Genomic DNA, 13,423 nt, shown 5'->3' with positions numbered 1-13,423 from the left:
GCATTTGTATGCGGATCATACTTCTGGGTGCGCCCGGTGCAGGTAAGGGCACTCAAGCCAAATTGATCATGGATGAGTTCTCTATACCTCAAATTTCCACGGGTGATATGTTACGGGCAGCGGTTGCCGCCGAAACTCCACTCGGTCTGCAGGTGAAAGATATTATGGCCTCTGGTGGCCTGGTGTCTGACGAAATCATCATTAATTTGGTAAAGGAACGAATCACCCAGGACGATTGTGCCAACGGTTTTCTATTTGATGGTTTCCCACGCACTATCCCGCAGGCGGAAGCTCTGCTCGAAGGAGGGGTAGTTATCGACCACGTGATGGAAATCGCTGTCGATGATGAGGAGATTGTTTCCCGTCTCAGTGGTCGCCGCGTTCATGAAGCCTCCGGCCGCATCTATCATGTTAAGTACAATCCACCTAAGCAGGAGGGATTGGATGACGAGACCGGTGAGGCGCTAATTCAGCGTGCCGACGACAACGAAGAGACCGTACGCAAGCGTTTGCAGGTCTACCATGAGCAGACCGAGCCTCTGGTAGAGTTCTACAGCAGTCTTACCAGCCAGGGTTCCTCTCCCGGCCCGGTATTTACCAAAATTGCAGGTGTTGGTGACGTATCTGATATCAAAGCCAAGGTCTTCGCTGCTCTTAAATAGTTGCCAGCCGCAAGCCTTTCCTACAACGCTATTGGCTAAACAAGCGCCCATTTATGGGCGCTTTGTCCTTCCCAAATGACCAAAATACTCTGTTTAGAATCCTCCTCAGAAGCCTGCAGCGTCGCGCTTTGCTCTGGTGAAGAGCAGCTATATAAAATCCATACTCAGGCTCGCCAACACGCCCAGGTTTTTCTGCCGCTGGTCGACGAACTCCTGGCCGAAGCGGGAGTCCCACTCTCCCAGTTGGACGCGATCGGTTTTGGTTGTGGGCCTGGATCCTTTACTGGTGTTCGCATCTGCCTGAGTATTACCCAAGGGTTGGCGATGGGAGCCGATTTGCCGGTGCTGCCTATCTCGACACTACAAGCCTTGGCCTGTGCGGCAGAAGCGAGTGGCGTGGCGGGCAACAACGACCGCGTGATGGCTGCACTGGATGCCCGCATGAATGAGGTCTATTTTGCGGTTTACCAACTGACTGGCCAAATGCCGAAGCTGCTAGACGCAGAAGCTGTACTGCCTGTAACTGAGGCGGCCAGCTGGTTGCCTGAGCAACAGGGCGTTGCAGTGGGCTCGGGCTGGCAGTATGAGGCGTTGGTGGGCCGGTTAACCGGTAGCCATTTTCCCGAGTTGACGGTATCGGCGCTGGATATTTTGCGTTTAGCTCGATTATCATGGCAGCAGGGTGCAGCGCTACCAGTGGAGAGTGTTACCCCTGTGTATTTGCGTGATGAAGTCACATGGAAAAAACGTGAGCCTATCCGCCAGTCCACGTTGAAGTAACCGTACTTGGTGCGGTGATATTAAGGACACCCCGGACACCGTTTGATGGATCTATTTCAAATTGTTTTTCTGGCCCTGATACAGGGTCTGACTGAATTCCTGCCGATTTCCAGTTCCGCACATCTTATCCTGCCGAAAGAGATACTGCTCTGGCCCGACCAGGGCTTGGCGTTTGATGTGGCCGTGCACTTCGGCTCGTTAATCGCGGTACTTGCCTATTTCCGCAAAGATGTTTCCCGTCTGATAATCGCTTTCTTTCAGCAGTTTGGCAGCCGAGGTCAAACCCCAGACAGCCGCCTGGCCTGGATGGTGGTGATTGCGACCATACCCGCAGGCATTGCCGGGTTATTGTTTAACGACTATATCGAGACGAACTTCCGCACCTCTTTGGTTATTGCCATTACCACTATCCTGTTTGGATTGGTGTTGTGGGCCGCAGATCGTAGGTCCAATCTTAGCAAGGGTGTTTACCAGATAGGGGTTGCTACGGCGCTGATTATCGGCGTTGCTCAGGCCTTAGCCCTGATCCCGGGCACCTCCCGCTCGGGCATAACTATTACCGCTGCGCTGTTTTTGGGGTTCACACGCTCCGACTCCGCCCGTTTCTCATTTTTGATGGCGATCCCCATTATTGTGCTGGGGGCGGCATTTGAGACTCTGGAACTGTTCAAGGAGCATACTATCGCCTGGTCCGATATCTTCCTCGGAGCCGCGCTCTCGGCAGTGAGTGCCTATCTCTGCATTCACTACTTTCTGACCTTTATCGAGCGCCTGGGTATGTTGCCCTTTGTGGTTTACCGGCTGTTGCTTGGTGGCGCGCTGTTTGCGATGTTGGCTTTCAATTAGCCCTAGAGTTGACCGCTAAGTTATTCATAATTCAATGAAATGTCTGAAGTTTGATGGCGCTCACTATTTTACATGGGTGTACATCAATATTTCCGTCCATACTCTCTATAAAATAAGTTCCCCATTATAGATGTGTCGGGTTTAGGAGCTCAGGCCTATGTCACTAACGACCCAACTGTTAGGTCAATTTCACCCATTCTCTCAGCTTGCCCCCGAATATTTAGATCGGATTGCCGAACACAGTGAAACGGTCACTGTGGCGAAAGGAAAGTTAGTATTTCAGCGGGGTAAGAATCTTAGCCACCTCTTCTATCTATTAGAAGGCGAGGTCAATCTGGTTGATGCCAGCTTCCAAACCACCACTCTCTCCGCCGAGAGCGACGCAAGCCACTATGCGCTCAATGAGATCAACCCCAGTAAAACCTCTGCGGTTGCTGCCACAGAAGTGGCGGTACTGGCGGTAAATCGCCGACAGTTGGATCTGGTAATGGCGGCCAGTGAGGCCGGCCCGGAGCTGCCTATAGATGCAGATCCAGCTGCAGCCGACATGGTTACCGCGCAGATTAACTACCTCGACGCCTACGCCTACCCACAGCATGTGGAAGTAGACAGCGGTGGTCAGCAGGATTGGATGTCTCGCTTATTGGATTCACCGCTGTTCCACTCCGTCCCCGCCGGTAATATTCAGCAGCTGTTTTCCCGGTTTGAATCGATAGGATTTATGCGCGGTCAGCGCGTGGTCGAAGAGGGCGAGCCCGGGGACTATTTCTATGTGATCGCCAGTGGCCGTGCCCAGGTGGCGACCACCAAAGGGGAACAGATTCTACTTGAATGTGGCGACTATTTTGGCGAAGAGGCGCTGGTGGGCGATACCACACGCAATGCCACTATTACCATGGAGAGTGATGGCGAACTGATGCGCCTGGCCAAGGAGGACTTCGTAAAACTGTTGCAGGAACCCCTGTTCCGCTACGTTGAGTTTGATCAGCTAACCGACATGGGGCCACAGGTCGAAATTCTGGATGTCCGTCTACCGGTGGAACACCGCCATATCAGTGTCCGCGGCAGCCGCAATATCGCCCTCAACAAGTTGCGCGCGAACCTGAAAAGCCTCGACCCCGGGTTGACCTACATAGTCACCGATGACGGTGGCAGCCGCTCCAAGGTGGCAGTACAGCTACTGATTCAGCGCGGTTTAAGCGCCGCTATTCTAACCAACTCTGATCGCGCGTATCATTAAGCCTCTGTACTTATAAGATACAGCACTATTAATCCGCTGTACCTCGGGGAGCCAAGGAGCTTCGGCGCCCCGCCCGGCATTCAATTTAGGGATAATCCACGCCGTAACGCCCATGAAACGAGTTCTATTGCTCTCTGCTTATCACGCAGCCAGCCATATGCGCTGGTGCCGTGGTTTGATGAATTATCTGGCTGATTGGGAGTGGACCCTCGAGAGCCTGCCGGCTCGATTTTTCAACTGGCGCAGCCGTAGTAACAGCCTCACCTGGGGGGTAGGGGATTATCCACAGCTGGATCAGAGCTACGATCTGCTGGTGGTCACCTCCATGGTCGACCTGAGTGCGCTTAAGGGGTTTCGGCCGGGGCTGGCCAGGGTGCCCTCAGTTGTCTATTTCCACGAGAATCAATTTGCCTATCCCGCCCGAGAGCAGCAGCAAGGCTTACTGGAGATTCAGCTCACCAGTATCTACACCGCCCTGGCAGCAGACCAGGTGGTCTTTAACTCCCGTTTCAATTGTGACTCCTTTCTGGCTGGCGCCAGGGCGTTGTTGGCGAAAATGCCCGATGCGGTACCGGCCAACATCATCGGCCGTATAAAAGCCAAGAGCCAAGTGTTGCCGGTGCCTTTGGAGGATGAGCTGTTTGAGGCTCAAATCGGTCGCCCATCCACATCAGCGCCGGTAGAGCTGTTGTGGAATCATCGCTGGGAGTGGGACAAAGGACCAGAGCGTTTACTGATGTTGGCGGAAGAGCTGGCCGAACGGGGCTATCTGGGACCGGGCTTTAAGTTGCACGTGGTGGGTGAGCAGTTTCGACAAATCCCCGAACCCTTCAACCGATTGCGACAGTTGTTGGATGATCACGATGCCCTCGGCCACTGGGGCTACGGCGAATCGTTGACAGACTACCGCGATCTGCTGGCGCGCAGTCACGCGGTGATCTCCACCGCTACCCATGACTTTCAGGGGCTCTCCATGATCGAGGCGGCACTGCTCGGCTGTGTGCCTTTTGCCCCGGGTCGACTGGCTTACCCTGAGTGGTTTAATCGCGAACATCTCTATACCTCGCTACCCGATAAACCCCAACACGAGGCGGAAAAGGCAGCGGCGGCCCTCATCCAATGGTTCTACCCGGAGGGGTTGGCGGGCGAGATTGCTCACTATCCCGATGAGGATCGCAACCAGGCATTTCTGCATCTCTCCTGGCGCGAGCTGGGCCCACTCTATCGCGACCTGCTCACCTGAAAGCTATCCATTCACCACGCGCCTCGTTGCTTGCGAGCCATTGGTCAAACCCGGGCCATTTTCCAATCACTGGTTAATAAGTTTCATCAAAACCGCTATTATCCCCACCTCAGCATCCTCCTCCAGCCTGGAAAGGCGAGTATTGATTGGAAAGTAGCCGAAATTTATGAGCAAGCAACGAATTTTAACCGGTATCACCACCACAGGAATGCCGCATCTGGGCAACTATGTGGGTGCCATCCGCCCCGCGATTCGCGCAAGTTTAAGTGATGACAATCTCTCCTTCTTTTTTCTGGCTGATTACCATGCGTTGATCAAATGTACCGACCCTAATCAGGTCCATGAATCAACCAAACAGATCGCTGCCACCTGGCTTGCCTGTGGCCTGGACCCTGAGCGGGTGCTCTTTTACCGGCAGTCGGACATACCGGAAATTCCTGAACTCTGCTGGCTGTTAACCTGTATGACCGCCAAGGGGTTAATGAATAGGGCGCATGCCTATAAAGATGCGGTGGCCGGCAATCAGGCCGCTGGCGAAGATCCGGATTTCGGCATCACCATGGGGCTCTACAGCTATCCGATTCTGATGGCGGCCGATATCCTCATGTTCAATGCCAATAAGGTGCCGGTCGGCAGAGACCAGATCCAGCACATTGAGATGGCGCGCGATGTGGCCGCCCGTTTCAACCACCACTACGGTGAGAAATTTGTACTGCCCGAGGCGGTGGTAGATGATCAGGTAGCGGTGTTGAATGGCCTGGATGGGCGCAAGATGAGTAAGAGTTACGGCAACACCATACCGCTCTTTTTAGCGCCCAAACAGCTGCAAAAACATATCAATAAGATCCAAACCAACCTGCTGGAGCCGGGCGAGCCAAAAGACCCGGATACCTCCACGGTATTCCAGATTTGGCAGGCCTTTGCCACACCCGAACAGACCGCCGAAATGCGCCAAAAATTTGCTGATGGGATTGCCTGGGGGGAGTCCAAGAAGCAGTTGTTTGAATTGATTAATGCCGAGCTGGAAGAGCCACGGGCCAAATACGAAGAGCTAATGGCCAAGCCTGACGAGGTGGAAGCAGCCCTCCTGGCTGGTGCTGACAAGGCCCGCGGTTACGCCACAGCCCTGATTAAAGAGCTGCGTGCAGCGGTGGGTATCAAACCTTTAGGTTAACGGCCGAATTTCAATCTTGTAATTTCAGACTCATAACAGCGGGAAAAGGGGGCGGCGTTGGTTAATTTTACCGAGCAGGAATTTGAGCTCGAGCACCTGACGTTGACGGCGCGAGTGTGGGGCCATGGCCGTAGGCACAAGGTGTTGGCGCTGCATGGTTGGCTGGATAACTGCGCCAGTTTCAACTGGCTGGCACCGGCGTTGGATGCTCACGTGGTGGCTCTGGATATGGCCGGGCATGGTCTGAGTGGTCATCGCAACCACATGGCCCCCTACAATATTTGGGAAGACGTGGTTGAGATCTTCGCCGTTGCCGATCAGCTGGGTTGGGAAGAGTTTACACTGCTTGGCCACTCGCGCGGAGCCATGGTGGCCATGGTGGCGGCAGGGACCTGGGCCCGCCGGGTAACCCATCTTATTATGTTGGATGGTATCTGGCCGGAATCGACTCCCGACGAATACGCCCCTAAACAGCTATCACGCAGTGTTCGCCAAACCTTAAGCCCCTCGCGTAAGCGGGCAACCGTGTACGAATCCTGGGAGAAGGCCATAGTTGCGCGTATGAATTCCGCCTGGCCCATCGTTCGAACCTCCTCTGAAGCCCTGGCCGAGCGCGGTTTGATTGCGGTCGATGGTGGCTTTATTTGGCGGGCCGATCCAAAACTGCAGTTGCCCTCCGCGGTGAAGCTGACCAAAGCCCAGATTCATGCGTTTATGCACGAGGTAACCGCCAGGTGTCTGCTGATATTGGCGGACGAGGGAATTACCTCCAAATTTGAGGATCTACTTCAAGGTGTTCACCACTTCCCTAAAATAGAAGTGATGAACCTGCCAGGCAGCCACCACTTCCATATGGAAGGGCAGGCCGATGGCGTTGCCGCGCTGGCGAACCCGTTTATTGAATTGGGGCCGTTGGTGGTTGAGTAAAATCGAGTCAACCAGATCAGACCCAATAAGCCTTCAACCAAAGAGTGGCTAGTGACAATTATAAAAAGAGTGATGAACCAGGGTTTGCCGCAATCGATGCGGCGGCAGGCCATAAATCCAACAGGGCAGGTGGGTAGACCTTTAGTCTGGAGGAGTACAGTGGCAAATGGAGGCCGGTTACCCCGAGCTTCTATCACTTCTCTTTTTAGCCGCACACTGGCCGCTCTTTTACTCACCCTCTCTAGCTACGTTTACGCCTTTGATATTACCCCTATCCATGGGTCCTCGGTGACCGACACCAGTGACCTCAGTGGCGATTACAGCCTGGCACTGGGGCCGATGAAAAACATCAACGGCAATTGGCAACCAGAAACAGAACGGTTGCTGGAGGTGGTTGGTCAGCGCACGCTTTATGAGTTGCCGCGTAACCGTAACCTGCAGGAGACGTTGGCGTATTTTCAGCAGGAGCTACACGCCAGTGGTGCCGTGCCGCTCTTCTTCTGCTCTGGCCACAACTGTGGCAGCAGCGCCAGTTGGGCCAATGAACATTTCCATGAGCGCCGCGTTTATGGTCTGGACCAGTACCAGCACTATTTGGTCTACCAAGTTAAGGCCAGCAATCGCTCACAGTTGGTTATTCTTTATCTGGTGACACGGGGCAATCAGCGCAGTTATCTGTTGATGGACGTGGTGCAAACGGAGCAGAGCGTCGAGCAGGTGCCTACCCGGCAAACTTTGGTGAATCTGTTCGATAACAACCAGAGTTTTGTTTTGCCATTGCAGCAGCAAGGACAAGCCTGGCTGCTGCCCGATGAATATGTGCAGCTGTTAGTGCTGCTGACCAAATACTCGCCCACCACTAAACTGGCAATGGTTGCTGCAGACTACCGCAGCAAGCAGTTGGACGATAACCTGGCCGGATCAAAAATGGTGGCGGAGGGGGTTGTAGAGCAGTTGCTTGCGGCGGGTGTTGATAGTGGCCGATTGCGGGCGGAGGGGATTGGTAACTTGGCCCCTCGCCGGGGCGGGGAGGTATCGATCTGGGTTATGCAATACCGTTAAATCTTGCTCAATAAATGCAGATTGCAAACCGCAGATCGTTAAATCGATAGGTTAACGGTTAGTGCCGCTGACGAGCGAGAGAAACTCGTAGCGGGTTGCCTGGTTGTCGCGGAAGCTACCCAGCATGGCCGAGGTTTTCATCACGGAATTTTGCTTCTCGACGCCGCGCATCATCATACACATGTGCTTGGCCTCAATAACTACTCCAACGCCGCTGGCCCCGGTTACCTCTTCTACTGTTTGTGCCACCTGCATGGTCAGCTGTTCCTGGATTTGTAAACGGCGTGCATACATATCAACAATACGAGCCACCTTGGAAAGCCCCAACACTTTGCCGGTGGGAATGTAAGCCACATGGGCACGGCCGATGAAGGGCAGCAGGTGGTGCTCGCACATGGAGTAGAGTTCAATATCCTGTACCAGGATCATTTCACTGGAGTCAGAGGGGAAGAGGGCGTCGTTGATCACCTCATCCAGGGTCTGATGGTAACCGCGAGTCAGATATTGAAATGCTTTGGCAGCGCGCTCTGGTGTATCCTGCAGACCGGGACGCTCCAGGTCCTCACCGACAGCTTCAATAATCGCAGCAAAATGTTCTTTCATGACTCAGTTCCTAAGCTGAATAGGCGCGCAGCACTACCCGGGTGGAGGGTTATTAGAATACTCACCCCTAACTTCGCTGCACAGGCTGGTTGAAAACGCTAACAGTACCATTTGATGTTTATAGCCGCCAGCGCTCCGGGGGGCATACCCTACGACAAGGCAGGCAGAGGGTAAAGCTATAATTACGCCTGGCGCGGCTATCCAGATGATAGCGCTGGTTAATTATTGCATAGCCGTTAAAATAGCCGCCTTACACGATATGAGAAGCGTTCACCATGTCTGTCACCGACTGGCAACTAGACACCAAAACATTACGAACAGTGCGTGATTTTGTGCGGTTTGGCGCTTCGCAAATGGCCAATGCCGATATCTATTTCGGGCATGGTACCGATAACGCTTGGGATGAAGCGGTTTTTCTTACTCTGGAAACCCTGCACCTGCCTTATTCCTTGTTGGATCAGATCATGGAGGCTGCGCTCACCGAAAGCGAGCGGGCCACGCTCCTGCAACATTTTGATACTCGTATCCGTGATCGCGTACCCGCTGCTTATTTGGTCGGTAAAGCCTGGTTTGCAGGGCTGCCCTTTATCATTAATGAAAACGTGTTGGTGCCGCGATCACCCATCGCCGAGTTGATCGAAAAGCAGTTCAGCCCCTGGCTGTTGGAGCCGCCGCAGAAAATTCTCGATCTCTGTTGTGGCAGTGGTTGCATCGGTATTGCGGCCGCCACCGTCTTTCCCGAAGCCCTGGTCGATTTAGCCGATATTTCGCCAGAGGCGGTTGATGTCGCCTGGCAAAATATCGATCTGCACGGGATGGACGAACGGGTACAGGCGATTGAATCGGATCTCTTCTCCGATTTGCAAGAGGAGGTATACGACCTGATTCTCTGTAACCCACCCTATGTGGATGCCGAGGATATGGCGACCATGCCTGAAGAGTACCAGCGGGAACCAGCCCTGGGGTTGGAGTCTGGTACTGATGGCCTCGATTTTACCCGTCGTCTCCTGGTCGAGGCGCGTGACCACCTCACCGATAATGGTCTGTTGGTGTGTGAGGTGGGCAACAGTTGTTACGCCCTGGAAGAGGCCTACCCGGAGGTGGCCTTTACCTGGGTTGATTTTGAAAAAGGCGGTCACGGCGTGTTTATCATGACCGCCACGGAGCTGGATGCGCTGTTGGATTACGACGTCTAAGCGTTGCCAACCAATAGCAGAGGAATGAGAGCAGTATGTCTGGAAATACCTTTGGAAAGTTGTTCACCGTAACCACCTTTGGTGAGAGCCATGGTCAGGCCCTGGGCGCTATTGTCGATGGTTGTCCGCCGGGTATGGCGCTAACGGAAGAGGATCTGCAAAAAGATTTAAATCGGCGCAAACCCGGCCAGTCCAAGTTCACCACCCAACGCCAGGAAGCGGACGCGGTAAAAATTCTCTCTGGCGTGTTTGAAGGTAAAACCACCGGCACCCCAATTGGTTTGCTTATCGAAAATACCGATCAACGCTCCAAAGATTACGGCAACATCAAAGATATTTTTCGCCCGGCCCACGCCGACTACACCTACAGCCACAAATACGGTGTGCGCGATTATCGCGGCGGTGGCCGCTCCTCGGCGCGCGAGACCGCCATGCGTGTCGCCGCCGGTGCAATCGCCAAAAAGTACCTCAATGAATTTCATGGCATAACGGTACGTGGTTACCTCAGCCAGCTTGGCCCTATTAAGGTTGAAACTATCGACTGGGATTTTATTGAACAGAACCCCTTCTTCTGCCCAGACCCAAGCAAGATAGAGGCGATGGAAGCCTTTATGAAAGGCTTAAAGGGCGACTCCATCGGCGCCAAAATTACTGTGGTAGCGAGTGGCGTTAAACCGGGTTTGGGCGAGCCTATTTTTGATCGTCTGGATGCTGACATCGCCCACGCTTTAATGAGCATTAACGCGGTGAAGGGTATAGAGATTGGCGCCGGCTTTGCGAGTGTCGAACAACTGGGAACTGAGCATCGCGATGAGCTCACCCCGGAGGGCTTCCTCTCCAATAACGCCGGTGGTGTTTTGGGGGGTATCTCCAGTGGCCAGGATATTATTGCCCACCTGGCGTTAAAGCCAACCTCCAGTCTCTCCATCCCTGGGCGCAGTATTAATCTGCAGGGGGAGCCGGTGGAGGTGGTCACCAAAGGGCGCCATGACCCCTGTGTTGGAATTCGGGCAACCCCCATCGCTGAAGCGATGCTGGCAATCACGCTCATGGATCACCTGCTGCGTCACCGCGGCCAGAATGGCGACGTTAAGCACTCCATTCCCATCATTACCAAGTAACCGCTTTGCGGGTACTCATGCTTAGCCTGTTGTTGCTGCCGGCCAGTTCGGTTTGGGCCGGGTGGGTGGTCCAGCAAAATCCGGTGGCGCCGGCGGAGACCCGGTGGGTCTACCAGGCCGCGCAGAGCGGCGCCGACTGGCAGCCGGTATTGGCCGTGCCCATCAAACAGGCGCTGTTAGTTTCGGCTCCTGTGCGTGAAATTCAGTGGCTACTGCAAACCCAGAGCCATACGGTTATTGATCTGCAGTGGCAAAGTATTGCTTTGCTGAATAACCAGCGCCGACTCAACTTCGATGCGTTCACGTGGTTGCTAATGAGCCAGCAGAGCCGCAGTAGGCGTTGCCAGCCAACAAACAAGACGATGACCCCCAACCACGTTAACCACAGCGATTTTCCCGCCAGCAAGCTGCACTGATATGACCAGCCTGCCATACACCCGTCTCTCTGCGTGGTATTTTTGCTACTTCGCCATTGTCGGTACCATCAGCCCCTACTGGACGCTCTATCTGCACTCGCTCAATTTTTCCGCCAGTGAGATTGGCTGGGTGGCGGCATCACTCTTTGTTACCAAAATCGTTGCCCCTAATCTCTGGGCCAGGGCGGGTGAACGCTGGGGTCGAATGACGCTGGTGCGCCTTGGCTGTCTGTTGGCATTTCTCCTCTTTCTGCCAATCTTTATAACGCGTCACTTTGTCCCGGTGTTGTTGGTCTGCCTGCTGTTCAGCTTTTTCTGGAATGCCGTATTGGCGAGCTGGGAGACCCTTACCTTGCAGTATCTACGGGGCAGGCCGGAACGCTATAGCCAGGTTCGCCTCTGGGGGTCGTTGGGTTTCACCGCGGCGGTAATACTGCTTGGCTACTGCTTTGAACACTACACCATTGGTTGGGTACCACCCGCTATTGCCCTGTTGTTAGCCCTGGTCTGGTTGGTGAGTACCCGAGTGAATGAGCCAGAGGCAGCTGCTGATACGGCAGCCAGCGCGGGGCGTTCGCCACTGGGGCTCGGCATCGTGCTCTTTTTGTTGGCTCAGGCTCTGTTGCAGATAAGCCACGGGGCCTACTACACCTTTTTCAGTCTCTACCTGGAGCAGAACCACTATTCACGCACGGCCATTGGCCTGCTCTGGGCCTTGGCGGTCGCTGCCGAAATTATCCTGTTTGTCTACATGTATCGTCTGCTGGAGCGCTACAACGTTTACCACCTGTTGCTAATCAGCCTGATATTGACCGCCTTACGCTGGTGGTTAACCGCCTTTCTGGTTGATCAGCCGCTGTTTATTGCGGCTGCCCAACTGTTGCACGCGTTCAGTTTCGCTACGGCCCACGCCTGTACGGTTGAGATCATTCGCCGGCTCTATCGGGGTAGTTATCAGGCCCGGGGTCAGGCTCTCTATAGCTCCATGGGCTTTGGTTTGGGCGGTGCTTTAGGGGCGCTTATCAGTGGTTATCTGTGGCCCTGGGGGGCCGAGCTGACCTTCCTGGTGGCCGCCTTGTCGTCGATGGTGGCGGCGCTGCTGATTGTACTGGTACGAAAACGTCTGGAAGGGGAGCGAGTGTCGGTAGTGGCATCTGGTTAACGCTCTGCCGTCTCCTCTGCGAAGAGTCTGAGAAACGCCTTGCTGGCGTTGCTCAGGCTGCGCTCCTTGTGATGGATAATCCCCAGCCGCCGCACCAGCGGCGGGCTGTCGATGGCTATCTCCTTTAAGCCGGCACCCTCCAACAGGGTTTTCGGCAGCACACCCCAGCCCAAGCCAATGGAGACCATCATCTTGATCGTCTCCAAATAGTTAGTCGCCATGCGCAGCTCCAATTCGGTGCCCTGTTGTTGAAACAGCTGGCTGACCAAGCGCGTGGTAAAGGTGTTCTCTTCCGGCAAAATAGCGGTAAAACGGCTCAGGTCGCTCATCTGCGGTTGGCTGAGTTGCGCCAGTGGGTGGTCGACGGCTGCCACAAAACAGAGTGGGTCGTCCCACACCACTGCCTCCTCCAGCTTGGGGTGGGGCTGTTGGGCGAGGGTGAGTGCCGCCATCTCTACCTTGCCTTGCAGCACCTGTGCAAGAGCCACCTCGGAGTCCTGAAAATCGAGTTTGAGCTTCACTTGGGGGTAGTTGTCGTTAAAGCGGCGCAGGTGCTTGGGCAGGTGGTGCAGGCCGATGTGGTGGCTGGTACTCAGGTTGAGCTCACCCCGCACATCGCCGGAGAGGTCGTTAATGGCCTGCAGGGCATCCGCGGTTGCCGCCAAAATGGCCTGCGCACGGGGTAGCAGCTCCCGGCCGGCCTCGGTAAGGGTAATGGTGCGGCCGACGCGGTCGAACAGCTGGCAGTCGAGCAGCCCCTCCAGAGTGGCGATACGCTTGCTTACCGCCGGTTGGGTGAGAAAGAGCCGCTCGCCGGCCAGTGAGAACGAGCCCAGTTCGGCAATGGCGACAAAGGCTTTAAGGGCGTCGGTATCCATAATTCCTGCTCTTTCATTCCAGTTGGTTATTCAAATTATAAAAATAATGAATTTGTTTTATCAATCGCTGATCATTAGAATTTCAGCCTTTACCGTGACTGATGACCGTAAAT

General features: G+C 54.5%; 14 protein-coding genes. 12 read left to right on the top strand and 2 right to left on the bottom strand.

Annotated elements, in window-relative coordinates; genetic code table 11:
- Positions 1-8: 8 nt before the first annotated feature.
- The 8 genes from adk to SBL51_RS03905 all read left to right on the top strand — a co-directional run bounded on the left by adk (position 9) and on the right by SBL51_RS03905 (position 7,934).
- Entirely contained in the window at positions 9-662 is a 654-nt protein-coding gene (gene adk, locus SBL51_RS03940; RefSeq protein ID WP_317929352.1) for an adenylate kinase, read from the top strand.
- Positions 663-737: 75 nt separating this feature from the next.
- Positions 738-1,442, top strand: coding sequence for a tRNA (adenosine(37)-N6)-threonylcarbamoyltransferase complex dimerization subunit type 1 TsaB (gene tsaB / locus SBL51_RS03935; RefSeq protein ID WP_317929351.1), 705 nt, complete (start codon positions 738-740; stop codon positions 1,440-1,442).
- A gap of 45 nt (positions 1,443-1,487) precedes the next feature.
- Positions 1,488-2,288 carry an undecaprenyl-diphosphate phosphatase gene (locus SBL51_RS03930; RefSeq protein ID WP_317929350.1) on the top strand — a complete coding sequence of 267 codons (801 nt, stop codon included), beginning with the start codon at positions 1,488-1,490 and terminating at the stop codon, positions 2,286-2,288.
- A gap of 157 nt (positions 2,289-2,445) precedes the next feature.
- On the top strand, positions 2,446-3,528 hold the full coding sequence (locus SBL51_RS03925) for a cyclic nucleotide-binding domain-containing protein (protein ID WP_317929348.1): 1,083 nt from the start codon (positions 2,446-2,448) through the stop codon (positions 3,526-3,528).
- A gap of 112 nt (positions 3,529-3,640) precedes the next feature.
- Positions 3,641-4,771, top strand: a complete 1,131-nt coding sequence (locus tag SBL51_RS03920) for a DUF3524 domain-containing protein (RefSeq protein WP_317929346.1) — start codon at positions 3,641-3,643, stop codon at positions 4,769-4,771.
- A gap of 166 nt (positions 4,772-4,937) precedes the next feature.
- Positions 4,938-5,945 carry a tryptophan--tRNA ligase gene (locus SBL51_RS03915; protein ID WP_317929344.1) on the top strand — a complete coding sequence of 336 codons (1,008 nt, stop codon included), beginning with the start codon at positions 4,938-4,940 and terminating at the stop codon, positions 5,943-5,945.
- A gap of 57 nt (positions 5,946-6,002) precedes the next feature.
- Positions 6,003-6,872 carry an alpha/beta hydrolase gene (locus tag SBL51_RS03910; RefSeq protein WP_317929343.1) on the top strand — a complete coding sequence of 290 codons (870 nt, stop codon included), beginning with the start codon at positions 6,003-6,005 and terminating at the stop codon, positions 6,870-6,872.
- A 159-nt stretch (positions 6,873-7,031) separates the two neighbouring features.
- Positions 7,032-7,934 carry a DUF4892 domain-containing protein gene (locus tag SBL51_RS03905; protein WP_317929341.1) on the top strand — a complete coding sequence of 301 codons (903 nt, stop codon included), beginning with the start codon at positions 7,032-7,034 and terminating at the stop codon, positions 7,932-7,934.
- Positions 7,935-7,985: 51 nt separating this feature from the next.
- Here SBL51_RS03905 and folE read toward each other — a convergent pair whose 3' ends face one another.
- On the bottom strand, positions 7,986-8,537 hold the full coding sequence (folE, locus tag SBL51_RS03900) for a GTP cyclohydrolase I FolE (RefSeq protein WP_317929339.1): 552 nt from the start codon (positions 8,535-8,537) through the stop codon (positions 7,986-7,988).
- Positions 8,538-8,812: 275 nt separating this feature from the next.
- Between folE and prmB the strand changes: the two genes are divergently transcribed.
- From prmB to SBL51_RS03880, 4 genes are read left to right on the top strand one after another with little or no spacing between them, the layout of a single operon-like run.
- Positions 8,813-9,733 (top strand): 50S ribosomal protein L3 N(5)-glutamine methyltransferase, encoded by a 921-nt coding sequence (gene prmB, locus SBL51_RS03895; protein ID WP_317929337.1) that lies wholly within the window; start codon positions 8,813-8,815, stop codon positions 9,731-9,733.
- A 35-nt stretch (positions 9,734-9,768) separates the two neighbouring features.
- Positions 9,769-10,854 carry a chorismate synthase gene (gene aroC, locus SBL51_RS03890; RefSeq protein WP_317929335.1) on the top strand — a complete coding sequence of 362 codons (1,086 nt, stop codon included), beginning with the start codon at positions 9,769-9,771 and terminating at the stop codon, positions 10,852-10,854.
- A gap of 17 nt (positions 10,855-10,871) precedes the next feature.
- Positions 10,872-11,270, top strand: coding sequence for a hypothetical protein (locus tag SBL51_RS03885; RefSeq protein WP_317929334.1), 399 nt, complete (start codon positions 10,872-10,874; stop codon positions 11,268-11,270).
- Position 11,271: 1 nt separating this feature from the next.
- A complete protein-coding gene (locus SBL51_RS03880) occupies positions 11,272-12,432 on the top strand; it encodes an MFS transporter (RefSeq protein WP_317929333.1) in 1,161 nt (386 codons plus the stop codon).
- Here the strand turns inward: SBL51_RS03880 and SBL51_RS03875 are convergent.
- Entirely contained in the window at positions 12,429-13,310 is an 882-nt protein-coding gene (locus tag SBL51_RS03875) for a LysR family transcriptional regulator (protein ID WP_317929331.1), read from the bottom strand. The genes SBL51_RS03880 and SBL51_RS03875 overlap by 4 nt on opposite strands.
- Positions 13,311-13,423: the final 113 nt, after the last annotated feature.

It is taken from the genome of Halioxenophilus sp. WMMB6, from assembly GCF_033283405.1.
GTDB lineage: Bacteria > Pseudomonadota > Gammaproteobacteria > Pseudomonadales > Cellvibrionaceae > Halioxenophilus.
The sequence above is the reverse complement of the archived record's forward strand: the minus strand, read 5'-3'. Positions and strand labels throughout refer to the sequence as shown.